This is a genomic window from Mesorhizobium sp. WSM4842 (assembly GCF_055901575.1).
Genome location: NZ_CM148372.1, coordinates 3,176,188 through 3,198,831 on the forward strand (window position 1 = coordinate 3,176,188; position 22,644 = coordinate 3,198,831).

At 62.8% G+C, this 22,644-nt stretch carries 22 protein-coding genes; 16 read left to right on the forward strand and 6 right to left on the reverse strand.

The features are described from left to right. The first annotated feature begins 59 nt into the window (after positions 1-59). The 7 genes from ehuC to doeB are packed head-to-tail and all read left to right on the forward strand — an operon-like array spanning position 60 to position 6,401. Complete coding sequence (gene ehuC, locus AC0NIE_RS15305) at positions 60-719, forward strand: ectoine/hydroxyectoine ABC transporter permease subunit EhuC (protein WP_473485596.1); 660 nt, start codon at positions 60-62, stop codon at positions 717-719. A gap of 16 nt (positions 720-735) precedes the next feature. Further along, on the forward strand, positions 736-1,395 hold the full coding sequence (ehuD, locus tag AC0NIE_RS15310) for an ectoine/hydroxyectoine ABC transporter permease subunit EhuD (RefSeq protein WP_473485597.1): 660 nt from the start codon (positions 736-738) through the stop codon (positions 1,393-1,395). Positions 1,396-1,401: 6 nt separating this feature from the next. Continuing rightward, positions 1,402-2,178, forward strand: coding sequence for an ectoine utilization protein EutA (eutA, locus tag AC0NIE_RS15315; RefSeq protein ID WP_473485598.1), 777 nt, complete (start codon positions 1,402-1,404; stop codon positions 2,176-2,178). Further along, entirely contained in the window at positions 2,178-3,185 is a 1,008-nt protein-coding gene (gene eutB / locus AC0NIE_RS15320) for a hydroxyectoine utilization dehydratase EutB (RefSeq protein WP_473485622.1), read from the forward strand. Before eutA ends, eutB begins: the two co-directional genes overlap by 1 nt. After that, entirely contained in the window at positions 3,173-4,165 is a 993-nt protein-coding gene (gene eutC, locus AC0NIE_RS15325) for an ectoine utilization protein EutC (RefSeq protein ID WP_473485599.1), read from the forward strand. Before eutB ends, eutC begins: the two co-directional genes overlap by 13 nt. Before the next feature lie 38 nt (positions 4,166-4,203). Further along, on the forward strand, positions 4,204-5,394 hold the full coding sequence (doeA, locus tag AC0NIE_RS15330) for an ectoine hydrolase DoeA (RefSeq protein WP_473485600.1): 1,191 nt from the start codon (positions 4,204-4,206) through the stop codon (positions 5,392-5,394). A gap of 5 nt (positions 5,395-5,399) precedes the next feature. After that, positions 5,400-6,401: a N(2)-acetyl-L-2,4-diaminobutanoate deacetylase DoeB gene (gene doeB / locus AC0NIE_RS15335; protein WP_473485601.1), complete on the forward strand. Its 1,002-nt coding sequence runs from the start codon at positions 5,400-5,402 to the stop codon at positions 6,399-6,401. A 219-nt stretch (positions 6,402-6,620) separates the two neighbouring features. Here the strand turns inward: doeB and AC0NIE_RS15340 are convergent, their stop codons facing one another. After that, the gene (locus AC0NIE_RS15340; protein WP_473485602.1) at positions 6,621-7,169 is read right to left on the reverse strand and encodes a cytochrome c; all 549 of its coding nucleotides are present in this window, start codon (positions 7,167-7,169) and stop codon (positions 6,621-6,623) included. Then, positions 7,166-7,564, reverse strand: a complete 399-nt coding sequence (gene cueR / locus AC0NIE_RS15345; RefSeq protein WP_473485603.1) for a Cu(I)-responsive transcriptional regulator — start codon at positions 7,562-7,564, stop codon at positions 7,166-7,168. The genes AC0NIE_RS15340 and cueR overlap by 4 nt, the downstream gene beginning before the upstream one ends. Positions 7,565-8,500: 936 nt before the next feature. Between cueR and AC0NIE_RS15350 the strand changes: the two genes are divergently transcribed. Genes AC0NIE_RS15350 through AC0NIE_RS15360 form a run of 3 tightly spaced genes read left to right on the forward strand, consistent with a single transcriptional unit; the run spans position 8,501 to position 11,492 of the window. Then, positions 8,501-9,568: a type III polyketide synthase gene (locus tag AC0NIE_RS15350; protein ID WP_473485604.1), complete on the forward strand. Its 1,068-nt coding sequence runs from the start codon at positions 8,501-8,503 to the stop codon at positions 9,566-9,568. Next, positions 9,565-10,278, forward strand: coding sequence for a methyltransferase domain-containing protein (locus AC0NIE_RS15355; RefSeq protein ID WP_473485605.1), 714 nt, complete (start codon positions 9,565-9,567; stop codon positions 10,276-10,278). Before AC0NIE_RS15350 ends, AC0NIE_RS15355 begins: the two co-directional genes overlap by 4 nt. After that, complete coding sequence (locus AC0NIE_RS15360; RefSeq protein ID WP_473485606.1) at positions 10,275-11,492, forward strand: NAD(P)/FAD-dependent oxidoreductase; 1,218 nt, start codon at positions 10,275-10,277, stop codon at positions 11,490-11,492. The genes AC0NIE_RS15355 and AC0NIE_RS15360 overlap by 4 nt, the downstream gene beginning before the upstream one ends. A gap of 135 nt (positions 11,493-11,627) precedes the next feature. Here the strand turns inward: AC0NIE_RS15360 and AC0NIE_RS15365 are convergent, their stop codons facing one another. Continuing rightward, positions 11,628-11,891: a hypothetical protein gene (locus AC0NIE_RS15365; protein WP_077374179.1), complete on the reverse strand. Its 264-nt coding sequence runs from the start codon at positions 11,889-11,891 to the stop codon at positions 11,628-11,630. A gap of 287 nt (positions 11,892-12,178) precedes the next feature. Between AC0NIE_RS15365 and AC0NIE_RS15370 the strand changes: the two genes are divergently transcribed. Next, complete coding sequence (locus AC0NIE_RS15370) at positions 12,179-13,618, forward strand: FAD-binding oxidoreductase (RefSeq protein WP_473485607.1); 1,440 nt, start codon at positions 12,179-12,181, stop codon at positions 13,616-13,618. 62 nt (positions 13,619-13,680) lie between these two features. On the opposite strand, the gene AC0NIE_RS15375 is transcribed toward AC0NIE_RS15370, so the two are convergent. Further along, the gene (locus AC0NIE_RS15375) at positions 13,681-14,109 is read right to left on the reverse strand and encodes a hypothetical protein (RefSeq protein WP_473485608.1); all 429 of its coding nucleotides are present in this window, start codon (positions 14,107-14,109) and stop codon (positions 13,681-13,683) included. Between the two features lie 503 nt (positions 14,110-14,612). On the opposite strand from AC0NIE_RS15375, the gene AC0NIE_RS15380 reads away from it, so the two are divergent. The 4 genes from AC0NIE_RS15380 to AC0NIE_RS15395 all read left to right on the forward strand — a co-directional run bounded on the left by AC0NIE_RS15380 (position 14,613) and on the right by AC0NIE_RS15395 (position 19,833). Beyond that, complete coding sequence (locus AC0NIE_RS15380) at positions 14,613-16,130, forward strand: DUF2778 domain-containing protein (protein WP_473485609.1); 1,518 nt, start codon at positions 14,613-14,615, stop codon at positions 16,128-16,130. A gap of 134 nt (positions 16,131-16,264) precedes the next feature. Further along, positions 16,265-17,419, forward strand: coding sequence for an IS4 family transposase (locus tag AC0NIE_RS15385; protein WP_474047177.1), 1,155 nt, complete (start codon positions 16,265-16,267; stop codon positions 17,417-17,419). Positions 17,420-17,911: 492 nt separating this feature from the next. Continuing rightward, positions 17,912-18,697, forward strand: a complete 786-nt coding sequence (locus AC0NIE_RS15390) for a ThuA domain-containing protein (RefSeq protein ID WP_473487494.1) — start codon at positions 17,912-17,914, stop codon at positions 18,695-18,697. Positions 18,698-18,774: 77 nt separating this feature from the next. Then, positions 18,775-19,833, forward strand: a complete 1,059-nt coding sequence (locus AC0NIE_RS15395; protein ID WP_473487495.1) for a Gfo/Idh/MocA family protein — start codon at positions 18,775-18,777, stop codon at positions 19,831-19,833. A 132-nt stretch (positions 19,834-19,965) separates the two neighbouring features. Here AC0NIE_RS15395 and AC0NIE_RS15400 read toward each other — a convergent pair whose 3' ends face one another. Together AC0NIE_RS15400 and AC0NIE_RS15405 are read right to left on the reverse strand one after the other, a co-directional pair. After that, the gene (locus AC0NIE_RS15400) at positions 19,966-20,826 is read right to left on the reverse strand and encodes an alpha/beta fold hydrolase (protein WP_473487496.1); all 861 of its coding nucleotides are present in this window, start codon (positions 20,824-20,826) and stop codon (positions 19,966-19,968) included. 2 nt (positions 20,827-20,828) lie between these two features. Continuing rightward, entirely contained in the window at positions 20,829-21,431 is a 603-nt protein-coding gene (locus AC0NIE_RS15405) for a TetR/AcrR family transcriptional regulator (protein ID WP_473487497.1), read from the reverse strand. Between the two features lie 126 nt (positions 21,432-21,557). Between AC0NIE_RS15405 and AC0NIE_RS15410 the strand changes: the two genes are divergently transcribed. After that, complete coding sequence (locus tag AC0NIE_RS15410) at positions 21,558-22,559, forward strand: NADP-dependent oxidoreductase (protein ID WP_473487498.1); 1,002 nt, start codon at positions 21,558-21,560, stop codon at positions 22,557-22,559. The last annotated feature ends 85 nt before the right edge of the window (positions 22,560-22,644 follow it).

Below are 22,644 nucleotides of genomic sequence, written 5' to 3' on the forward strand. Positions count from 1 at the left end.
AGAGAAGGGGCCAGGACTACCGCCTCGCACAACTGTAAACTTTGGAAACTCTTGACTTCATGACCCAATGGTCCGGCTATTTCGGCCTGATATTGCAGGGAGCGCTTGTTACCATCGAGCTGACGCTGATGGGGTCGGTGCTTGCCCTGATCATGGCCTTTCTCGCCGGGCTGGGGCGGCTGTCGCGGTTTTTCGCGATTCGGGCGCTGGCCACCGCCTATATCGAATTCTTCCGCGGCACCTCGATCTTCGTGCAGCTGTTCTGGGCCTATTTCGTGCTGCCCTTCATCGGCATTTCGCTGACGCCGCTGCAGGCTGGCGTGCTGGCGCTTGGCCTCAATGTCGGCGCCTATGGGGCGGAGGTGGTGCGCGGCGCCATCCAGTCGATCGGCCGCGAACAGTACGAGGCCTGCACCGCGCTCAATCTCGGCCGCTGGCAAGCCATGCGCCATGTCATCCTGCCGCAGGCGCTGCTGGTCATGCTGCCGACCTTCGGCAACAACGCCATCGAATTGCTCAAGGCCACCGCCGTCGTTTCGCTGATCTCGCTCACCGACCTGACCTTCCAGGCGCAGGTGGTGCGCTCGCAGACCGGCAATACGCTGGTGCCGTTCACCACCATTCTCGTCATCTATTTCGCCCTTGCGCTGATCATATCCTGGGGTGTGCGTTCGCTGGAACGCCGCATGGCGCGCGGCCTCGATGGGGTGCGCGTCTGATGGATCGGGCCTCATAATGGAGTGGGATTGGAATTTCGTCTGGGAGATCATGCCGACGCTGATCCAGGGCGTGAAGATCACCATCCTGGCGACACTGCTCGGCTCGGTCCTGGCCGCGATCGTGGGGCTGGCCATCGCCCTGGCGCGGCGCTCACCGAACAAGGGCTTGTCGCGCACCGTCGGCTTCCTCGCCGAGTTCATTCGCGGCACGCCGCTGCTGGTGCAGCTCTACTTCATCTTCTACGTGCTGCCGGACTTCGGTATCCTGCTGCCGCCGCTGGTGGCGGGCGTCATCGGCCTCGGCCTGCATTACGGCACCTACACGGCCGAAGTCTATCGCGCCGGCATCGACAATGTGCCGCGCGGCCAGTGGGAAGCCGCCAAGGCCTGCAATCTGAACGCGAGGCAGACCTGGACCCACATCATCATGCCGCAGGCGATTCCGCCGATGATCCCGGCGCTTGCCAACTACTTCATCGCGATGTTCAAGGAGACGCCGCTGCTGTCGGCGATCACCGTGCTGGAACTGATGAACCAGGCCAAGAGCGTCGCCAACACCTATTACCGCTATGTCGAGCCGATGACCTTGGTCGGCGCCTTCTTCCTCGTTATCAGCCTATTCTCGGTCGTACTGCTGCGCTGGCTGGAACGCCGCTACGGCAAGATCGAGAGATAGTCTTTCATGAAACACTTGCCCGAAATCAGATTGACGCCGACACGGCCGGCGCTCAACGCGCGTCCGCTGGAAAAGCGCATCGGATTGATCATCCTTGCCACCGACCATACGACCGAACCGGATTTTCGCCGCATGGTGGCAAGCGAGCGGATCGGCGTCTATGTCGCGCGCATTCCCTACGCCAATCCGACGACGCCGGAGAATTTGCGCAGGATGCAGCCGTCGCTGACGGCGGGCGCCGCGCTCATCCTGCCCGATGAGCCGCTCGACGCGATCTGCTATTCCTGCACCTCGGCCTCCGTGGTCATCGGCGATGCCGAGATCGAGGCGGCGATGCAGGCGGCCAAGCCCGGCGTGCCCGTGGTCACACCGCCGATGGCAGGGGTGCGTGGCTTGAAGGCGCTGGGCGCCAGGACGATCAGCATTCTTACTCCCTACACGGTCGAGACCAGCCGGCCGATGTCCGTCTATTTTGCAGCGCACGGTTTCGAGATCGCCAGCTTCACCTGTCTCGGCTTCGACGACGACCGCGAGATGGCGCGGATTGCGCCGGCGGCGCTGGTCGATCTGGCGCGCGAGGCGACCGATGCGCAGGCGGACGCGCTGTTCGTCTCCTGCACGGCGCTGCGGGCCGCACTTGCCATGGTCGGCATGGAAGAGGCGATCGGCCGTCCGGTCGTGACCAGCAACCAGGCAACGGCCTGGAACTGCCTGCGGCTTTGCGGCGACGACGAGCCGCGCGCCGAATTCGGCCGTCTGATGACGCTGCCGTTGGGACAATGATGCCAATGACACTTGCGCCTATCACCCTCTCCGACATCCGCGCCGCGCGCGAGCGCGTCGCAGGCAAGGTCGAGCGCACGCCGACTATGCTTTCCCCGAGTCTTTCCGGGCACTTGGGCACGCCCGTTTATCTCAAGCTCGAACATCGGCAGACCACCGGCAGCTTCAAGTTGCGTGGCGCCTCGAACGCCATTGCTTCGCTGAACGCCGAGGAGAAGGCGCGCGGCGTGGTCGCCGCCTCGACCGGCAATCACGGCCGGGCGCTGGCTCATGCGGCAAAGCTCGAAGGCATGCGTGCGACGATCTGCATGTCGCGACTGGTGCCGCAGAATAAGCTCGACGAAATCGGCCGGCTTGGCGCCGAGATCCGTATCGTCGGCAACAGCCAGGACGATGCGCAGCAGGAGGTCGACCGGCTGGTCGCGGAAGAGGGACTGGTCATGCTGCCGCCCTTCGACCATCCTGATATCATCGCCGGGCAAGGCACGCTTGGGCTGGAGCTCATCGAGCAGGTTGCGGACGCCGCCCTCGTGCTGGTGCCTCTGTCAGGCGGCGGGCTGGCGGCTGGTGTCGCCGCTGCCGTGAAGGGCGTCAGCCCCGGCACGAAGGTCCTCGGCGTTTCGATGGCGCGGGGTGCGGCAATGAAGGCGAGCCTCGACGCCGGACATCCAGTTTTGGTCGAGGAACTGCCAACGCTGGCGGATTCGCTCGGCGGCGGCGTCGGCCTCGACAACCGGCTGACCTTCTCGATGTGCCGCGACCTGCTCGACGACGTAATCCTGCTCAGCGAGGACGAGATCGCCGCCGGCATCCGCCATGCCTATGAACAGGAGCGCGAGATCGTCGAAGGCGCCGGCGCGGTTTGCATCGCCGCCGTGCTTGCCGGCAAGGTCAGGGCGAGCGGCACCACAGTGCTCATTCTGTCGGGCCGCAACATCGACATGACGCTGCACAGGAAAATCATCTGTGGCGAAGCCATTGAGGAGAGCGCCGCATGGGCCGGATGACGATACTCACCGAAGCCGAACTGCGCGGGATCGTGAAGCTCGATCTCGATGCCGTCGCCTGCGTCGAAAATGCGTTCCGAGCGCTCGCTATCTTGCCGGTGGCGATGCCGCCGATCCTGCGGCTCGACATTCCCGAGCATCGCGGCGAGGTCGACGTCAAGACCGCCTATGTGCCTGGGATCGACGGTTTTGCGATCAAGATCAGTCCCGGCTTCTTCGACAATCCGAAGCTCGGCCTGCCAAGCGTCAACGGCATGATGGTGCTGCTGTCGTCAAAAACAGGGCTGGTCGACGCTCTGCTGCTCGACAACGGCTATTTGACCGACATCCGTACCGCCGCCGCCGGAGCGGTCGCGGCTAAACACCTTTCGCGATCGGACTCCTCGATCGCCGCGATCTTCGGCGCCGGCGTCCAGGCGGGGCTGCAGCTCGAGGCGCTTATGCTGGTGCGGCCGATCGCCGAGGCCCGCATCTGGGCCAGGGACGCCGCCAAGGCCGAAGCCGCGGCGGACACATTGGGCGAAAAGCTGGGCATCGTCGTGCGTGCGGACCCCGATGCGGCATCGGCGGCGGCCGGCGCCGACATCATCGTCACCACGACGCCGTCGACCGAGCCGCTGATCAAGGCCGGCTTCATCTCCGCTGGCCAGCACATCACCGCTATGGGCTCGGACGCCGAGCACAAGAACGAGATCGCGCCGGCGATCCTGCGCATGGCCGATCTCTACGTCGCCGACAGCGCGAAACAGACGCGGCTGCTGGGCGAACTGCATCATGCCATCGCGACGGGCGTGATGGCGGCCGATGCCGAGATTACCGAACTCGGCCAGATCATCGCCGGCGAAAGACATGGCCGGCGCTCGGCCAGCGACATCACCATCGCCGACCTGACCGGCACCGGCGTGCAGGACACGGCGATCGCCACGCTCGCCCGCGACCGTGCCCGGGCGGCCAACACCGGTACGATTTTCGAAAGCTGATGCTGGCCGCAAGGCCCAACAAACGAGGACCAAGAACAATGCAGCCTAATTTGAAATTCTCGCGCGGCGAATATGCGGACCGCCTCGCCAAGACACGGAAGGCCATGGAGGCCAAGGGCGTCGATCTGCTTGTTGTCAGCGATCCGTCCAATATGGCCTGGCTGACCGGCTATGATGGCTGGTCGTTCTATGTGCACCAGGCTGTCATCGTGCCGCCGTCGGGCGAACCGGTGTGGTACGGGCGCGGCCAGGACGCGAACGGCGCCAAGCGCACCGCCTATCTCGCGCACGACAACATCGTCGGCTATGCCGACCACTATGTGCAGTCGACCGAACGCCACCCGATGGATTTTCTCCCGCAGGTGCTGGCCGATCGCGGCTGGGGCAAGCTCGCCATCGGTGTCGAGATGGACAATTACTGGTTCTCGGCCGCTGCCTTCGCTTCGCTGCAGAAACATCTGCCCAATGCCCGCTTCGTCGACGCCACGGCACTCGTCAATTGGCAGCGCGCGGTGAAGAGCCCGGCCGAGATCGACTATATGCGCAAGGCCGCCCGCATCGTCGAAGCGATGCACCAGCGCATCGTCGACAAGATCGAAGTCGGCATGCGCAAATGCGATCTGGTCGCCGAGATCTATGATGCCGGCACCCGCGGCGTCGACGGGCCAGACGGAAAGATTGGGGGCGACTATCCGGCGATCGTGCCGCTGCTGCCGTCGGGCGCCGATGCGTCGGCGCCGCATTTGACCTGGGACGACAGGCCGATGAAATCGGGCGAGGGCACCTTCTTTGAGATCGCCGGCTGCTACAACCGTTATCACTGTCCTCTTTCCCGGACGGTGTTCCTTGGCAAACCCATGCAGGAATTCCTCGATGCCGAAAAGGCGACGCTGGAAGGCATGGAAGCGGGGTTGGCCGCGGCAAAGCCTGGCAACAGCTGCGAGGACATCGCCAATGCCTTCTTCGCCGTGCTGAAGAAATACGGCATCGTCAAGGACAATCGCACCGGCTATCCGATCGGGCTTTCCTATCCGCCGGACTGGGGCGAACGCACGATGAGCCTGCGCCCCGGCGACCGCACCGAGCTGAAGCCCGGCATGACCTTCCATTTCATGACCGGCCTGTGGCTGGAGACGATGGGGCTCGAAATCACCGAATCCATTTTGATCACCGAGACCGGCGTCGAGTGCCTGGCCAATGTGCCGCGCAAGCTTGTGGTGAAGAATTGAGCCCGATGTCCAGCCTTCGCCCATCACCGATTACGCCGACCGTCGATTTCGACCGCGACGGCGTGCAGCACGGTTTCCTGCGGCTGCCTTACAGCCGTGACGATTCCGCCTGGGGATCGGTGATGATCCCGATCTGCGTGATCCGCAACGGCAACGGGCCGAGCGCGTTGCTCACCGGCGGCAATCATGGCGACGAATATGAGGGGCCGCTGGCGCTTTACGATCTCGCCCGCACGCTCGATCCGAAGCAAGTCAGCGGCACGGTGATCATCGTGCCGGCGATGAACTACCCGGCGTTCCGCGCCGGCACCCGCACCTCGCCGATCGACAAGGGCAACCTGAACCGCAGCTTTCCCGGCCGGCCCGACGGCACGGTGACCGAGAAGATCGCCGATTACTTCCAGCGCGAACTGCTGCCGCGCACCGACATCGCGCTCGATTTCCACTCCGGCGGCAAGACGCTCGACTTCGTGCCGTTCTGCGCCGCCCATATCCGGCCCGACAAGGTGTTGGAGGCGAAAGGCTTCGCCGCGGTCGAGGCGTTCTCGGCGCCGTGGTCGATGAAGATGCTGGAAATCGACGCGGTCGGCATGTTCGACACTGCCGCCGAAGAGATGGGCAAGCTGTTCATCACCACCGAGCTTGGCGGCGGCGGCACCTCCCGCGCCGAAACGGTGCGGATCGCGCGTCGCGGCGTGCTCAATGTGCTGCGCCATGCCGGCATTGTCGCCGGTGCAGTCGAGATGCAGCCGACCCGCTGGCTGGACATGCCGTCGGGCGATTGCTTCTCGTTCGCCGAGGACGACGGGATGATCGAAACGATGATCGATCTCGGCGAGCCCGTCGAAGAGGGCCAGGTCCTGGCGCGCATCCACTCCATCGGCCGCACAGGTGCCGCACCTCAGGAGATCAGGGCGACGATGTCGGGTCTATTGGCCGCGCGGCATTTTCCCGGACTGGTCAAGGCGGGTGACTGCACCGCCGTGGTCGCTGTGCTCGTCGATTGAAGCTAAGGCAATCGCTTCAGGTTTGCGCTGCCCCTCATCCGCCTGCCGGCACCTTCTCCCCGTTTACGGGGAGAAGCCCGCTGGCCGCAGCCTTGGCGCTCTTTCTGCAACGCTGCGGATTGGCGAAATCATCGACGAGAGCGTCCCCTCTCCCCGTTTACGGGGAGAGGATGCCGGCAGGCAGGTGAGGGGCAGCGCCGACATCGGCAGTTGATCGCTTCACAGGACCTTCTGCCGGAACTTCGAATGACAGCTTGAGCAATCCTGCAGGATAAGATGCAGGAGGTGCTCGGCGGGAGCAATGGCAGGATCGGCTTCTGCCGCTGCCGGCCGCTTGCCCAGCAGGCTGCCGCCGCCCATTGCCGGGCCGGAACCCATCCTCATGTCGTCGGTGATGCTGGCGGGCGCCCGCTCGGCCTTGGCGGCCAGCGTGCTGGCCAGCGTCCCGATGTGACGGGCCAGCGCCTCGAATTCCGAACGGGCCTGGTCGATTTCCAACCTGGCGCCCGAAGGCGCACCCAATGTCGCGCTGGGAAATTCCGCAATGAGGGCAGGGCCGGTGCGGGCGCGGATGGTCTCGGTCGCCGCCTTGAACGCCGCAGCGTCATAGGCCAGCTTGCCATCGAACATCCCGGCGATCGTCTTTGCGGCAGCGGCCATCTCCTTCATCGAGGACTGGCGCGTCGCGACGATTGGGTCAGGTCCGGCCGCGGCCACCACCGCGGAGGCGCAGGCAAGCGACAGCATCACCACGGCGGTCCACTTCACTGAACCATGCCCTCTCCCGCCAATTCGTCGATGATCGGGCAGTCCGGCCTCTCGTCGCCTTGACAGTGCTCGACCAAATGATGAAGCAGGCTGCGCAATCCCACGAGTTCGGCGAGCTTCCTGTCGATCTCCCGCAGCTTGGCTTCTGCGATAGATTTGACGTCGGCGCTCTCGCGGTCCTTGTCTTGATAGAGCGACAGCAACTGGCGGCATTCGTCGACCGAAAAACCCAGGCTGCGCGAGCGCTGCAGAAACCGGAGGCGGTGGATGTCGGCTACCGAATAGTCACGATACCCATTGTCTGTCCGGGCCGGGCGCAAAAGCCCGATGTCCTCGTAGTAGCGTATCGTCTTGGACGGCAGGCCGGATTTTTCGGATGCGATGCCAATGTTCATGATGAAAATCTCCGTTTGCATGGAAAATAGACCTTCCATCTGCTGGATGGTCAACCGCTGTGGTGATTTTCACGCGCCACAGCCCCTCTCAGCCGGGAAAGGGCTCGAGCGGTAGATTGGGACCATGCGAAACGACGCAAAGTCGAGCGGATGCGGACGTCACCCGCTCAAGGCAGGAGACGCGGCGTCAGATGAGAGCGCTGGGTCTTGGAGGGTATGGATCGGGAAGGGAACTTCGCCCGTGAAGGAGCGGGTCGTTAGCGCGGATAGCTGCTGCGCCTGCAGACCCCATGTGGGTCCAGAGTCGACCCAAGTAACTGCCTACTCGGGCGTCGGATTTTCGCTAAAGGCGACTATTAACGAAGACCAAGGAAGCTGAGTATCGCTATTACGATAACGACGGCCCCGACCAGCCAGATGATATTGTTCATGACAGCTCTCCTTGTCTTTCCCGCGAGCCTTATGGCAGCTGGCCATAATTTGCGGCGAACGGCGTTCTTGTGGGCTTCAAGCCGGCAATTGTTCTTAGGATCGGGGAAGCCCGCGCCTCTGGAGGAGCGCGGGCCGACCGGGGTACAGGCCCCAGCAGCCAATATCCTGGAGATATTCGCTGTCACCTTACAACTGTTAGTATTCGCTAATGTTCCATCGATCAGCAAAAAGACCGCGCCCAGCGAGGGCCGGACGCAATGGCGTCTCGGCCCGAAGCGCGGGCTCTTCGGTGGACGCCTCGGTGATGTTGCCTATGTTCCTAGTGCCGGCGAACCGAAGCATAGCCTGGCAAACAGCACATGCTGAACCTCGGGATGAAATCAGTTCTCTGAAACGTTCATCGAATAACACTCAAAACCTGATGTCCACATCTGGTGCTGATGACCAAACAACCTCCGGCGGTGGCCCCAAAATATACCGTGCACAACGCCGAGGAGACAGAATATGCCGGCCAAAGCGTATATCAACCGGATCGCGACAGCGGTGCCGGAGCACGAGGTTCATCAATTCTATCTGCGTTTCGCGGCCTCCATGCTTGCGGCCGATCGCCGAAGAATTTTCAAACGCATGGCTGACCTTGCCGGCATCGAGCACCGCTATTCCTGCTTTGCTCCTGCCGGCGACCCCGAAGGACCATCAGCAGATCTGGCCGGGAGGTTCATCCGGGGCGCCTTTCCTGGAACGGCCGAGAGAATGGCAATGTTCGGAGAAGCCGCACCTGTTCTGGCGCAAAAAGGCGTCGACGGATTGGAGCTTCGTGGCGGCGCTTCCCGCATCACCCACCTCATCGTCACAACCTGCACCGGTTTTACAGCGCCGGGCATCGACCTGGAGCTGGTTGCGCGATGCGGCCTGCCGGAAAGGGTCGAACGCACGATGATTGGTTTCATGGGCTGCTACGCGGCGATCAACGGCCTCAAGCTTGCCCGCCATATCGTCCGCTCGGACCCGCACGCCAGGATCCTCCTGGTCAATGTCGAACTCTGCACGATGCATCTGCGCGAAACCAGCGAGCTGGAAAAGCTGCTGTCGTTCTGCCTCTGGGGCGACGGCTGTGCGGCTGCGCTCGTCACCGCCGAGCCGCACGGCATCGAGCTCGAAAGCTTTTACTGTATCGTGGCGGACGAGCGGCGGGACCTGATGAGCTGGAGCATTCGCGACCACGGTTTCGAAATGGTTCTTTCCGGCCAGGTCCCGGCAGCGATCCATGAAGCGTTGCGGAGCAACCAGGACGCCATCCTCGGCGACCGGCCGACCGAGGCGATCGACCTCTGGGCCGTGCACCCGGGTGGACGTTCGGTTCTCGACGCCGTCGAACGGGCCCTGAACCTTGCACCCACCGCGCTTGAGCCGTCGCGCGAGGTGTTGCGCCGATATGGAAACATGTCGTCCGCGACCGTCATGTTCGTGATGAGAGAGATGTTGAAGTCGCCACCAGGCCTGCTCGGCTGCGGCATGTCGTTCGGACCCGGGCTGACGGCCGAAACCATGCTTTTCCGCACGGTGTCATGAGCGGCCTGGAGCACCGCCAGCTTGCGCCGGAAATCCTCGACGGACTTGCGGGCGACGATCCGCGAGCGCTGGCCGCGCGCCGCGACCTCCGTCGCATCAACGTGCTGATGTTTCAGGCGAAGATCATGGCGTCGCTGCTCCAGAAATTTGTGCCAAGGCCGCCACGCCGGATTCTGGAGATCGGCGCCGGCGATGGCTCCTTCATGCTGGCGGTAGCGCGGCGCATGGCCGGCCAATGGCCCGGGGTCGAACTGGTAATGCTCGACCGCATCGACCTCATCACCGCGCAATTGCGCGGTGATTTCGACGGGCTGGGATGGACGCTCGAAGGCGTCACCGCCGATGTCTTCGACTGGGCAGGAAAGAACGAGGGCACGCGGTTCGACGCGATCACCGTCAATCTGTTTCTGCATCATTTCGACGATGCCGAGCTCGTGCGTCTGTTTTCGCTGATGGCGCCGAAGGCCCCGCTGCTGTTGGCGACAGAGCCGTCGCGGACGAAACTGGCGTTGGCCGCGACCCGTTTTCTGCCGGCAATCGGCGCCAATGATGTCACACGAAACGACGCGGCTCAAAGTGTGCGTGCCGGCTTTCGCGGCAACGAGCTTTCCGGTCTCTGGCTCGCAGCAAACGGCAAACCGGTCGAGGAACGGCGCGCCGGCGTTTTTTCCCACATTTTCGTCGGCGCCAGCGCCGGTCATGACCTATGACGCGATTGTCGACCCATGACGCGATCATCATAGGCGCCGGCCCGGCGGGCACGTCCGTCGCGCTGACGCTGGCCCGGCGCGGATGGGCCGTGGCTATTGTGGAAAAGAGCGTGTTCCCGCGCCACAAGGTCTGCGGCGAATATATATCGGCAAGCAATCTTGCGCTTCTGGACCAGCTGGAAATCGGCGATGCCTGGCGTGCCAATGCCGGCCCCGAAATCCGCCGCGTCGGCTTCTTTTCCGGCGAGACCTGCGCCGAGGCGCCAATGCCACCTGCAAAAGATGGGCCCCGCGAGAAAAAAGATGGTTTCGGCCGGGCGCTTGGCCGGGACATTCTCGACTATCTGCTTCTGCAGGCGGCGCGATCGGCGGGCGTCGAAATCTTTCAGCCTTGTCGAGCCGTCGCCATCGATCGGGATGGCGAGATGCAAATGGTGCGAATTCAAGCCGGAAACGAAACGACGATGCTGCGTGCGCCGGTGATTGTCGCCGCACACGGCTCCTGGGAGCCAGGACCGCTGCCCAGTCAGCTCGGGAAGACCAACCGCCCTTCGGACCTGCTCGGCTTCAAGGCGCATTTCATCGGGTCGTCCCTGGCGCCTGATTTGATGCCTCTGCTGGTATTCCCCGGCGGTTATGGTGGCATGGTTTCGGCAGATCATGGCCGACTGTCGATCTCGTGCTGCATTCGGCGCGATATGCTCGCACGGTTGCGCAAACAACCCAACCACCAGAGCCATTTGTCGGCCGCCGATGCGGTCTCCCGTCATCTGATGGAATCGTGCCGGGGTGTCAGGGATGCCCTGGAGTCAGCTCACGCCGACGGTGCATGGCTTGCCGCAGGACCGATCCGGCCGGGAATTCGCTCCTGCTACGAACGGGACATCTTCCGCGTCGGCAATGCAGCCGGAGAGTCTCATCCTATCATCGCCGAGGGCATCTCGATGGCGCTTCAGTCCGGCTGGCTGCTGGCTTCGGAACTCGCATCCGCGCCAAGCGGAAGCGCAGGGCGGCAGGCTGCCGGCAGACGCTATCAGGCGGCCTGGAAAAGCCTGTTTTCAACGCGGGTCTACGCCGCTGCAGCACTTGCCGGCATTGCCCTTCGTCCCGGTAGCGCCACCTTGATGGCGGCGACTGTCCGGAATTTCCCGCAGGCACTGACTTTGGGCGCGCAACTAAGCGGCAAGACAAAGCCGGTTCCCGGCTTTGTCTAACAAGTGCGGCGCATCATGGGCGAACCAAGGTATTCCTCAACAAGCGCTAAGCTCCGTCACTTCACTTCGGGCAGTTGGCCCCGACCCTGTCAAAATCACCGTGTCGAGATATTAGCCGCTATTGAATGCTGCTGTTCACGGCTCGTCGATATCTTGCTTCGAGGGGTTGCGTGAGATGGCGCGTTCCTCCTCGTCGTCCGGCAGCGCCTCGTCACTTTCCTGGTACGGGTTGTCGTCGTCTTCCTCGGGCAATTCAGCCTCCTTCTCGAGGTCGTAACGGATGTCGCCGTTTCCCGGCACGCTGTCCGGTAGAATTTTACTGCCTTTGATCGCGTCCCAATCCTGCTGTTCGATGGTCGGGCCTTCGGACGGATCGTCGGGTTTTCTGCGCGGTGCCATCAGAGCTCTCCTCTGCATTGGTTGCTCATACGCCTAACTCCGTGGACCGCTGCGTAGTTCCTCGATCGAACCGACGGAGACCGCCTTACGGCGATCCAGCACCCATCTCGGCTTGGCCTGCCGGCGGGGCTTTTACCCGGGCCCTAGTCTCAATGAGAGCTAACCAGTAGGCGGGTTGCGCAATACCGCTCAGCAAGCGACTGGGAACTTGTGCGGCTTCTAATATAAGGGCACACTTCGAAACGGGTGGAGGGAAAAACGGCTCAAAAACAATCGGGAGGAAAGCCATGGATAGCATGAGCCTCACCACGCTTGATCGCGGCAAGACGACGGTCGATGCCGCTGCCCTGGACGCGCTTTCGGCACAATTGCGCGGCACTGTGCTGGGGGAGGGCGACGCCGCTTATGACGACGCACGCAGCATCTGGAATGCCATGATCGACCGGCGGCCCGGGCTGATCGTGCGCTGCGCCGGCGCCGCCGACGTTATCGCCGCCGTCAATTTTGCCAGGGAAAACAGGCTGCTCGTCGCGGTTCGCGGCGGTGGCCACAACATCGCCGGCAGCGCTGTCTGCGATGGCGGCCTGATGATCGATCTGTCGCCGATGAGATCGGTGCGGGTCGATCCGGCGACGCGGCGGGCATGGGTGGAACCTGGGGCGACGCTCGCCGATGTCGACGCGGAAACACAGGCCTTCGGATTGGCGGTGCCGATCGGCATCAACTCGACCACCGGCATTTCAGGCCTGACGCTGGGCGGCGGCTTCGGCTGGATCACGCGGAAATTCGGCCTGACCATCGACAATCTTCTCTGCGCCGATGTGGTTACCGCCGACGGCAAGCTGCTGCGCGCCAGCCAGACCGAAAATCCGGACCTGTTCTGGGCGCTGCGCGGTGGCGGCGGCAATTTCGGCGTCGTCACGGCTTTCGAGTTCAAGCTCCACCAAGTCGGTCCGCAGGTGCTGTCGGGGCTTGTCGTTCATCCCTTCGCCGATGCCGAAAACGTGTTGGGGGAATACCGCGCCGCGCTCGAAGCAGCGCCCAATGAGCTGACCTGCTGGGTGGTCATGCGGCAGGCGCCGCCGCTGCCGTTCCTGCCGGCCGAATGGCATGGCAAGGAGGTGCTGGTCCTGGCCATGTGCTATTGCGGCGACCTTCAGGAGGGCGAGAAAGCGACGCAAAGGCTTCGCGCCATCGGCACACCGATTGCCGATGTCGTCGGCCCCAACCCGTTCACCGGCTGGGAGCAGGCATTCGATCCGTTGCTGACGCCCGGCGCCCGCAACTATTGGAAGAGCCATGACTTCACCGAGCTTTCCGACAGCGCGATCGAGATCGTCACGGCCGCGATACCCCGGCTTCCGGGGCCTGAATGCGAGATATTCTTCGCTCATATCGGCGGTGCCGCGGGCCGCGTGACAGCGGATGCAACAGCGTTTCCGCAACGCAGCGCGCATTTCGTCATGAATGTTCACGCCCGCTGGCGCGAACCGGAAATGGACCGCGCCTGCATCGACTGGGCGCGCGGTGTTTACGAGGCGGCCAGGCCCTATGCCGCCGGCACGGCCTATGTGAACTTCATGCCCGAGGACGAGGTCGACCGGGTCGAAGCAGCCTATGGCGGCAACTATCGGCGGCTTCTGGAAATCAAGCAGCGTTATGACCCGCTGAACCTGTTCCGCATGAACCAGAATTTGCGCCCGGCGGAAAGCCTGCGCGCCGCATAGGCGTGCGCACGCAATGACAAGGCCCGCGCCTCCGACGGAGGACGCGGGCCTCATTTTTCGGGTCATGCGCTGGCAGGTATCAAGATCGCAACGCGATGCACGCCGACCACGGCACTTGTGTTCGTGGCACCGTCGGTCTTGCCCTTGGCGCAAGTGTACATGTCGCCTTCCCTAAGTTTGAATTCCTTGTCCGCTTTCTTGATCGTGAATTCGCCGGCAGCGATCGTGCAGACCATGTCGTTGTCCATGACCATTTCAGGAGCGACGGCTCCGGGCTGAAAGACTATGTCGACAATCGAGATGCTCTTGTAGGCGGGAATGTCGGAGTTGCCGGTGCCGACCTCCACCAGTCTGACGCCGGGCGCAATCTCCTTGCCCTCATTCGGGCCGTACTCCTTGGCCGTTGCGGATCTCGCCAAAGCGAATAGAGGCGTAACCGCGGCGGCCGTGACGCCGAGCGCAATTGCAGACCTGCGAGTCATGGTTTCCATCGCATCCTCCCTTTGTTGGTCGCGCACAAACGTGCATGACCGCAGTATATTAGCACAAGCGAATTTACCTGTATGCAAGGCGGCCCCGGCAGCGCAGCCTGCGCGCAGACGATCACGGGTGATGCGACGCTTTTTATCCCGAAACGGCCTTCAGCTGGCGCCCGGCCAGGCAAGGTCTAATCCTTTCGGTTTCTTGACTCGGCCGGCAAAAACGGGCAGCAAAGCCTGATACGGCGGGCATTTCCGCCGTTTTCATACTCGTAGAGGGAGCTTTTTTTGATATCGACCTTCGCCCAATCGGCGATCGGTAGAGGGATTGGTTAACCAAGTTTGTCCATCTTTTGAATCAATCGGCAACAGACGCGAAGCGTGCTGGGGGCACTAGGCGACTGTGATTGTGACGGCTGCGAGCCCCGCATGCCGCGAGGCCGATTGAGGTTGGTTGTATGGTGTTTGTGCGTTTGAAAAACCGGGGTGACAATCCTGATACTGGAGTTACTTCGATGAGGCCCGGCCTGCGCTGGGCCGCGATTCCCATTGTTGGCGTTGCGATCGCTCTGTGGTCGGTGGCGACCGTGGCCGGCCTCCATTCGGTGGGAACCTCGCTCACCGCCGCCTCCAACAGTCTTCCGCCAAGCCTGCTCGCGCCGCGCACCATCGCGCTCGCCGATCCCCAGCGCACGCTTGCCAGTTCATGGGCCAATTCGTGGGCGCCGTCACTGGCAAGCCGGCAGCGCCAGGCGTCGCTGCTCGATCGGTGTGATGCCGGTTGCGCGCAGGCCGCCGCGAACTTCGTGCATGAAGGCAAAGCGGCGCGTCTCAAGCCGTTAGCGCAGCCGGATACTGCGCCGCTTGTCGCAGAAATCTCGCCGCAAGCGCGCTTCGACAGCGTGGTGGCGAAAGCCGCGCTGTCGCCGCAAAAGCTTGCTGCCGCCTTTGCCCGCGCCTCCGGCGGGGCCGCACCGTTTGCGGTCGCCAGTCTGCCAACGGCAGCGCGCTTTGCGGAGCCGGTGCCTGATCAGCACGGTGCCGCGTCCGTGCGCTTCGGGCCCGAGGTTGCGGAAATCGAACGATCCTCCCGTCTGGCACTGGCGCTAGCGAGTGCATTGCCGGAACAGATGATCGATGTGCTGCCGCAAGTGACGACGGCTGACCCTGCTGCGTCGCAAGAGGGCGAGGTGCAGATGGCCTCGCTGCCGCCGCAGGACGAGATGTCCGACAGCGTTCCCTTGCCGACCTTTCGCCCGCATGCGGAAATCGATCAGTCAGACGAGGCGCCCGGGGTCGACGCACCCAAGGTCGACGCACCCAAGGCCAAAGCGCCCAAGGTCCAGGCATCGAAGGCCGCCAAGGCCCAATCTCAGCCATCCAAAGCCAACAGGGTGCAGGCCGCCACCGCTCCGCACGTCGAGATACCCCGGGCGCCAGCGTTGTCGCCGAGGAATTCGTCGTCAGCGGCTGTGCCAAGCATGCAAGGCAGCCCGGGCATGCAAGGCAGCCAGGGCATGCAGGGCAGCCCGGGCATGCAAAGCAGCCCGGGCAAGCCGGCCAAGCGGTCGAAAGCCGCAGACATGCTGGCCTATGCTAAGCCCGACAGCCCGGCGGGCGGCGGGGCCTTCCGCAACCTGTTCAGCAGGCCCGGCGTGGGCAGCGGCGTCGCCGTCTACGACATCTCGGCGAAAACCGTCTATATGCCGGACGGCTCACGGCTCGAGGCGCATTCGGGACGGGGCTCGATGGCCGACCAGCCGCGCTATGCCAACCGGAAGAATGCCGGCCCGACGCCGCCCCACACCTACGATTTGAGGCTGCGCGAATCGCGCTTCCATGGGGTGGAGGCCCTGCGCCTCACTCCTATCGACGGCAAAAACAAATATGGCCGCGACGGCTTTCTTGCCCACACCTACCTGCTGCGCGGCGGCCGCGCGGAATCGAGCGGCTGCGTCGCCTTCAAAGACTACGCCCGCTTCCTCGCCGCCTTCAAGAAGGGCAAGATCAAGCGTCTCGTCGTGCGCGGCTGATCAAGCCGCTGATGCAGATCGCGTCGGCAGGGACGGGGCGCGTAGGTCGTTCGCGGGGCGCAAAAGGGACAGCACCCCATAGGCGCTAACCTTAGGGGTAGACTGGTGGAATCGAGATGTGATTCCTAGGCCAGATGCAGAGGAATGATTCGATTGAAAGCGATTGGCAGGCTCTGATCTCGAGACTGTCGCAATGTGTTGATCTTGACACGACGGCGCGAGCGACGGGAGCGCTGGTACGTCGTCGCAATGTTGCGGACGCAGCGACATTGCTGCGTCTGGCCTTGGCCTATGGCCCCGGCGGGATGAGCCTGCGCTCGGCGGCCGCCTGGGCCGGGATGAACGACGTTGCGAGCCTTTCCGATGTTGCTCTTTTGAAGCGCTTGCGTGGAGCGGCCGATTGGCTTGGCTGCATCGCAGGCGCCTTGCTGGAAAACGCTTGTGTCAAAAGTACCGCGGCGACGGGGCGTCGGCTGCGCGTCGTCGATGGCAGTTCGATCTCGCACCCCGGCAGTGCCGGCACGGACTGGCGGCTGCACGCCACCTACGAACCTGCGCTTGCGCGGTTCACGCATCTGGAGATTAGCGACGCTCGCGGCGGTGAAGGCTTCTTTCGTGTTCCGCTTCGCCAAGGCGACATCGTTGTCGGCGATCGCGCCTACGCTCGTACCCCGTCCCTTGAAAAGGTGGTGGCGGCGGGCGGCGACTTCATCGTGCGCACGGGCTGGAACAGTGTTCGGCTGACCACGCCCGAAGGGCAACGGGTCGACTGGAACGCCATCTTTGAGCCCTTGCAGCCCGGTGAAGTTTGCGAGATGAGCGTGCTCCTGGAGCATTCAGGCCGCACAAGCAAGAGCCGAGGCAAGCCGCTCTTGCCGGCGAGGCTCATCGTCAAGCGCAAGGATGAGGAGGCCACGCAAAAAGCACAGAAGGCGGCAAGGCGAGGGCATCAGCGACGTGGCAGCAAGAGGCTGCACCCGATGACCCTCACCGCAGCAGGCTTCGTCATGCTGCTGACGTCGATCCCAGCCGATGAATTGGCGGCCGACGAGGTTCTGCAAACCTATCGGCTGCGCTGGCAAGTCGAACTCGCCTTCAAGCGGCTCAAGAGTGGAATGGGTATCCATAAGCTTCCCGCACGCGATGAGCGGCTCGCTCGAAGCTGGCTGACAGCCCATCTGATCCTGGCGCTGATGATCGACGAGGCCGTCACCGACGTTCTCGACTCTCCCCCCTGTGAAGATGAAACCACCCACAGCGCAATCGCTGTCCCTTTGGAGGCTGCATAGTCTCCTGCGTCCTGCAATCCTCAACGCCATACTGATCGTGATGCGGCCGGGAAAAATCGTGGCGCGCTTTGCCGAAATCATCCGCCACGTCTGCGATCCACCGAGGCGACGAAAAAGCCAATCCGCCGCAGCAAGGATAACGCTCATGCCCTAAGTTAGCGCCTATGGGACAGCACCCCCCTCTGTTCTGCCGGACATCTCCCCCGGCAAGGGGGGAGATCGGCAGCTTTGTCCTTACCGCCCATCTGCACCGTTGGAGGTTGTCGAAAGCCGAAGTGGCATCCGATCTCCCCCTTTGGGGCCTTTTGGGGGGATGTCCGGCAGGACAGAAGGGGGTGGGAAGGATCGCTACAGAACGGATTCTAGTCTGCGCCGCGTGCCAGCAGAACGCTTTCCAACGGATTATCGGCCTCGAAAGCGTTTTCATTCGCGGCCGAGGACACTATGACTGACCGGACCGAGGCGGCGGCTTCAACCAATCAAGAGGATGTCATGACTATACGCGCTGTCGTTTGGGGCGAGAATATCCACGAGCGGACCAATGAGGTGGTCGCGGGGATCTACCCCGATGGCATGCACTCGACGATCGCCGACGCGCTGAAGCTTGACCCGGAAATTTCCGTATCGTGGGCGACGCTCGAACAGCCGGAGCATGGCCTGCCGGCCGACCGTCTGGCGCAAACCGATGTGCTCGTGTGGTGGGGACACAAGGACCATGGCGCCGTCGCCGACGAAGTCGTCGAGCGCGTGGCGCGCCGCGTCTGGGAAGGCATGGGGCTGATCGTCCTTCACTCCGGCCATTTCTCGAAGATATTCAAGACGCTGATGGGTACGCCCTGCACGCTGAAATGGCGCGAAGCCGGCGAGCGCGAGCGGCTCTGGGTGACGAGCCCCAACCACCCGATCGCTGCCGGGATCGGCGAGTATTTCGAGCTCGAGAACGAGGAGATGTATGGCGAGCAGTTCGCCGTGCCGGAGCCGCTGGAAACGGTTTTCATCTCCTGGTTCCAGGGCGGCGAAGTGTTCCGGTCGGGGCTGACCTATCGTCGGGGCGCCGGCAAGATCTTCTATTTCAGGCCAGGCCACGAGACCTATCCGACCTATCACGACGCCACCGTCCACAAGGTGCTGCGCAACGCGGTGAAATGGGCGCACAACCCGCTCGGCTCAAACCCGGCCATCCTCGATGCGCCGAATGTGCCGGTGGAGAAGGCGCTGGAGCCGATCGTCGAGCGCGGCGGAAGACTTCATGCCGCGGGCGAAGCCGGTTTTCGCTAGGCGCCTATTCCGAAGCTTCGGTTCGGAAAATCTACGGTCGAACAACAAGATAAAGCCTCATCCTAAGGATAAGAATCATGCGTCTCCTGATACTCGGCACCGGCTGGATGGCGGAAGAGCACGCCAGGCAGTTCAGCAAGATCGAAGGCGTCGAGCTGGTCGGCGCCGTCGATCTCGACCGCGCGCGTGTCGACAAGTTTTCGGACAGCTACGGTATCCCCAACCGGTTCGCGTCGCTGGAAAACGCGCTCGCATGGGACAAGTTCGACGCGGTGGCGAACGTGACGCCGGATCGCATCCACCATCCGACCACCATGATGCTGATCGCGGCGGGCAAGCCGGTGCTGTGCGAAAAACCGCTGGCCGAAAATTACCAGAGGGCCAGTGAAATGGCCGATGCCGCCGAGCAAGCCGGCATCATCAACATGGTCAACTTGACGTATCGCAACGTCGCCCCGCTGCAGAAGGCGCGCACCATGGTGCTGGCCGGCGAGATCGGCCAGATCAGGCATGTCGAAGCGTCCTATCTGCAGAGCTGGCTGGTTTCCAAATTCTGGGGCGACTGGCGCACCGATCCGAAATGGCTTTGGCGGCTGTCGCGCGGCCACGGCTCCAATGGCGTGCTGGGCGATGTCGGCATCCACATCCTCGATTTTGCCAGCTATGGCGCGGCGCTCGACGTCGACCATGTGTTCTGCCGCCTCAGGTCGTTCGACAAGGCGCCCGGCAACCGGATCGGCGAGTACGAGCTCGACGCCAACGACAGTTTCACCATGGCGCTGGATTTCAGCAACGGCGCCTTCGGCGTCGTCCATGCCAGCCGCTGGGCAACCGGTCATCTCAACGAATTGCGGCTGCGCATCTATGGCGACAAGGGCGGCATCGAGGTCGTGCACAATCTGAAAAACTCGGAGTTGAAAGCGTGCATGGGCGAGGACATTGAGAACGCCAAATGGCAGGTTCTCGATGCCGGAACGGTGCCGACCAACTACCAGCGCTTTGTCGATGCGGTGCGCACGGGCGTTCCGCCTGAGCCGTCGTTCCGCCACGCGGCTGAATTGCAGAAGGTGCTCGACCTCGCCGTCGTCTCCGACGAGAAGCGGGCAGAGCTCAGGGCCCATGCGGATACACAATAAGCTTGGGTTCCTCGCCCCGGCGAGGTGGGGGTGAGGAACCCAGGTCCTGCGGAGTCTTCGTCCGCTACAGACCTTCAACCTTGCGTTGCAGACGACAGCTAGTCGTCACCCGATGGATCGGACCAAGCGCCGTTAGGCCTCGAGGAAGTCCAGGGCCTTTTTCACGAAGGCGTCGTGATACTGAAAAATGGCCGTATGCCCGCCGTCCTCGTACAGGACCAGCTCGGCATTGGGAAAGCGCCGTGCCATGTCGACGGAATTGCTGGTGGGCACCATTCTGTCGTGATCGCCATTCACCACGAGGACCGGGTGCCGGATACGCGACAGGTCGGCAGGGCGCTCCTGGCCAAAGGCACGGACCGCCTTGAGCTGCTGGTTGAAGGCGCCGAGCGCGATGGGCTTGTCGCGGTCATTGGTCCGTTCCTTTAATCGCTGCAGAAACTCGCGCGCCGCCTTCTTGCCGTTGGGGCTTCGGGTGAAGAAGAGGTAGTTCTTTGGGTCCTTGATGGTCAGCGCGGCGCGGATCATGTCGAAGATGGTGACGAACGTCACCTTGTCGATGCCGACACCACCGGCCGGGCCGGTTCCCGCGAGTATGATCTTGCGAACCAGATCAGGCTCCAGCTGAACAATCGCCTGGGCGATGAAGCCGCCAAGAGACAGGCCGAGCGGGTCGACCTGCTCGAAACCGAGGGCCCGGATGAAGGCGATCGCGTCGCGGGCCATCGCCTCCACCGTGTTGGGAGTGGACCCGCCTGATGCACCAACACCACGGTTATCGAAGGTGATAACTCGCCGTTTTGCGGCAATACCATCGACGACCCGGGGATCCCAATTGTCGAGAACCGCACTCAGATGGGTAAGAAAGATCACCGGTACCCCGGTTGTGGGCCCAAGTTCCCGGTAGGCGAATTTCGTACCGCCGACGTCAACCGTTTTCGTCGGCACGTCCCTGTATTTGATGATCGCCGCAGGTCGCGACAGATGATGCACGTTCATGATGGTTTCCCTTCTTCTGGCTTGTCGTTCTCGCGGAGCTGGAGCAGCGCCTTCGCCGCTATCGCGCCAGCCTCAAGAATGCGGTCGGACAGTTCGGTTCCGTTCACCGCGCGGGACAGCTCAAGCGTGCCGATCAGGGTCGCAAAGACGCCGAACGCGACACCTTCGGGGTCGCGGGCGTCGGGCGTAAGTTCGGCCGCCACCTGGCGTACCAGCTTGAGCAGGTGTTCGGCGTAGACTTGGCGCGTCTCTGCCGGCTCACGCGCAATTTCGGGCAACAGCGCGGCTGAAGCGCAACCTTTGCCTGGATTGTCTCGGTGTTCCGTCGACAGATACGCGTCGATGGCCAGTGACGCGCCGCCAGCGGCCAACAGTTCCTGGATCTGGGTCGCCTGAACCTCCAGGGCGGCCGCCAAACTCTCACGCACAAGCGCCGCCTTGGACGGAAAATGGGGATAGAAAGCTCCATTGGTCAGTCCCGCCTCGCCCATGATGCCTGCGAGACCTGATGCAGCGATGCCGTCGGAGCGAAACCGGTCGGTCGCCACATCCATGATCCGCTGCCGCGATGCTTCCTTCCTGCCCTTCTCGTAGCGCATGTTTTTCTCCTTCAATCAGCTATTGCATTACGATCATATTATCATTAAGTGATCGTAATGCAATAGCGCGGCGCATCGGAGATGTCGATCGGGCGCTCCGGGTCTCCTCAATTTGGGAAAGCTACAATGAAGGCCTTCATCGTCGATCGATACGCAAAGAATGCTCCCCTGCGGCTTGGAGAAGTTCCGGAGCCGGAAGTAGGGGAGAATGACGTGCTGGTGCAGATCCATGCCGCCAGTCTCAATCTGCTGGACTCAAAGATCAGGGACGGAGAATTCAAACTCATCCTGCCCTATCGCCCGCCCTTCGTTGCAGGCCATGACGTGGCTGGAACGGTCATTCGCGTCGGCTCGAAGGTCCGACAGTTCAAACCGGGCGACGAGGTCTACGCGCGACCGCGCGACGGTCGAGTCGGGACTTTCGCTGAATACATCGCCATAAATGATGCGGACGTGGCCCTGAAGCCGAAGAACCTCAGTATGGAAGAGGCTGCGTCCATTCCCCTGGTGGGGCTGACCGCCTGGCAGGCGCTGATTGAAAGAGCGAAGCTGAAGAAAGGACAGAAGGTCTTCGTTCAGGCTGGTTCCGGCGGAGTGGGAACATTCGCCATTCAGTTGGCAAAGCACCTCGGCGCGACGGTCGCCACGACAACGAGCGCGTCCAACATGGATATGGTCAGGAATCTGGGCGCCGATGTCATCATCGACTACAAGAAGGATGACTTCGAGAAAGTCCTCTCGGGCTACGACGTCGTCCTGAACAGCCAGGACAACAAGACCCTCGAAAAGTCCCTGCGTGTGTTGAAATCAGGCGGCGTCGCCGTTTCGATCTCCGGTCCGCCCGATCCGGAGTTTGCCGGGGAGAAGGCTCTGAGCATGGTGCTGAACTTGGTCATGCGCTTTTTGAGCGCCGGCATCAGGAGGCGGGCCAAACGCGCAGGTGTCCGATACTCGTTCCTGTTCATGACGGCCAATGGGGCGCAGTTGACCAAGATCACGTCTCTCATCGAGTCGGGCGTTATCCGCCCGGTCATAGATCGCGTCTTTCCGTTTGAGTTGACCAATGAGGCCTTGGCCTACATCGAGCAGGGCCGCGCCAAGGGCAAGGTTGTCATCAAGGTCAAATAGCGTCGCAATGCTTCAGGCGACTATCCACCATCTCGGCCATCGGCGCAGCAACCGGGTGAGTTGGAGCTCTAACGCCGCAGCCGCA

Bases quoted from the DNA above. Each gene is read 5' to 3' on its own strand.
- ehuD (WP_473485597.1), top strand. From the start codon at position 736: ATGGAGTGGGATTGGAATTTCGTCTGGGAGATCATGCCGACGCTGATC.
- AC0NIE_RS15395 (WP_473487495.1), top strand. From the start codon at position 18,775: ATGCGTCTCCTGATACTCGGCACCGGCTGGATGGCGGAAGAGCACGCC.
- AC0NIE_RS15365 (WP_077374179.1), bottom strand. From the start codon at position 11,891: ATGGCACCGCGCAGAAAACCCGACGATCCGTCCGAAGGCCCGACCATC.
- eutA (WP_473485598.1), top strand. From the start codon at position 1,402: ATGAAACACTTGCCCGAAATCAGATTGACGCCGACACGGCCGGCGCTC.
- AC0NIE_RS15385 (WP_474047177.1), top strand. From the start codon at position 16,265: ATGCAGAGGAATGATTCGATTGAAAGCGATTGGCAGGCTCTGATCTCG.
- eutC (WP_473485599.1), top strand. From the start codon at position 3,173: ATGGGCCGGATGACGATACTCACCGAAGCCGAACTGCGCGGGATCGTG.
- cueR (WP_473485603.1), bottom strand. From the start codon at position 7,564: ATGAACATTGGCATCGCATCCGAAAAATCCGGCCTGCCGTCCAAGACG.
- AC0NIE_RS15350 (WP_473485604.1), top strand. From the start codon at position 8,501: ATGCCGGCCAAAGCGTATATCAACCGGATCGCGACAGCGGTGCCGGAG.
- AC0NIE_RS15380 (WP_473485609.1), top strand. From the start codon at position 14,613: ATGAGGCCCGGCCTGCGCTGGGCCGCGATTCCCATTGTTGGCGTTGCG.
- doeA (WP_473485600.1), top strand. From the start codon at position 4,204: ATGCAGCCTAATTTGAAATTCTCGCGCGGCGAATATGCGGACCGCCTC.
- AC0NIE_RS15375 (WP_473485608.1), bottom strand. From the start codon at position 14,109: ATGGAAACCATGACTCGCAGGTCTGCAATTGCGCTCGGCGTCACGGCC.
- doeB (WP_473485601.1), top strand. From the start codon at position 5,400: ATGTCCAGCCTTCGCCCATCACCGATTACGCCGACCGTCGATTTCGAC.
- AC0NIE_RS15360 (WP_473485606.1), top strand. From the start codon at position 10,275: ATGACGCGATTGTCGACCCATGACGCGATCATCATAGGCGCCGGCCCG.
- AC0NIE_RS15355 (WP_473485605.1), top strand. From the start codon at position 9,565: ATGAGCGGCCTGGAGCACCGCCAGCTTGCGCCGGAAATCCTCGACGGA.
- AC0NIE_RS15410 (WP_473487498.1), top strand. From the start codon at position 21,558: ATGAAGGCCTTCATCGTCGATCGATACGCAAAGAATGCTCCCCTGCGG.
- eutB (WP_473485622.1), top strand. From the start codon at position 2,178: ATGCCAATGACACTTGCGCCTATCACCCTCTCCGACATCCGCGCCGCG.
- AC0NIE_RS15405 (WP_473487497.1), bottom strand. From the start codon at position 21,431: ATGCGCTACGAGAAGGGCAGGAAGGAAGCATCGCGGCAGCGGATCATG.
- AC0NIE_RS15370 (WP_473485607.1), top strand. From the start codon at position 12,179: ATGGATAGCATGAGCCTCACCACGCTTGATCGCGGCAAGACGACGGTC.
- ehuC (WP_473485596.1), top strand. From the start codon at position 60: ATGACCCAATGGTCCGGCTATTTCGGCCTGATATTGCAGGGAGCGCTT.
- AC0NIE_RS15390 (WP_473487494.1), top strand. From the start codon at position 17,912: ATGACTATACGCGCTGTCGTTTGGGGCGAGAATATCCACGAGCGGACC.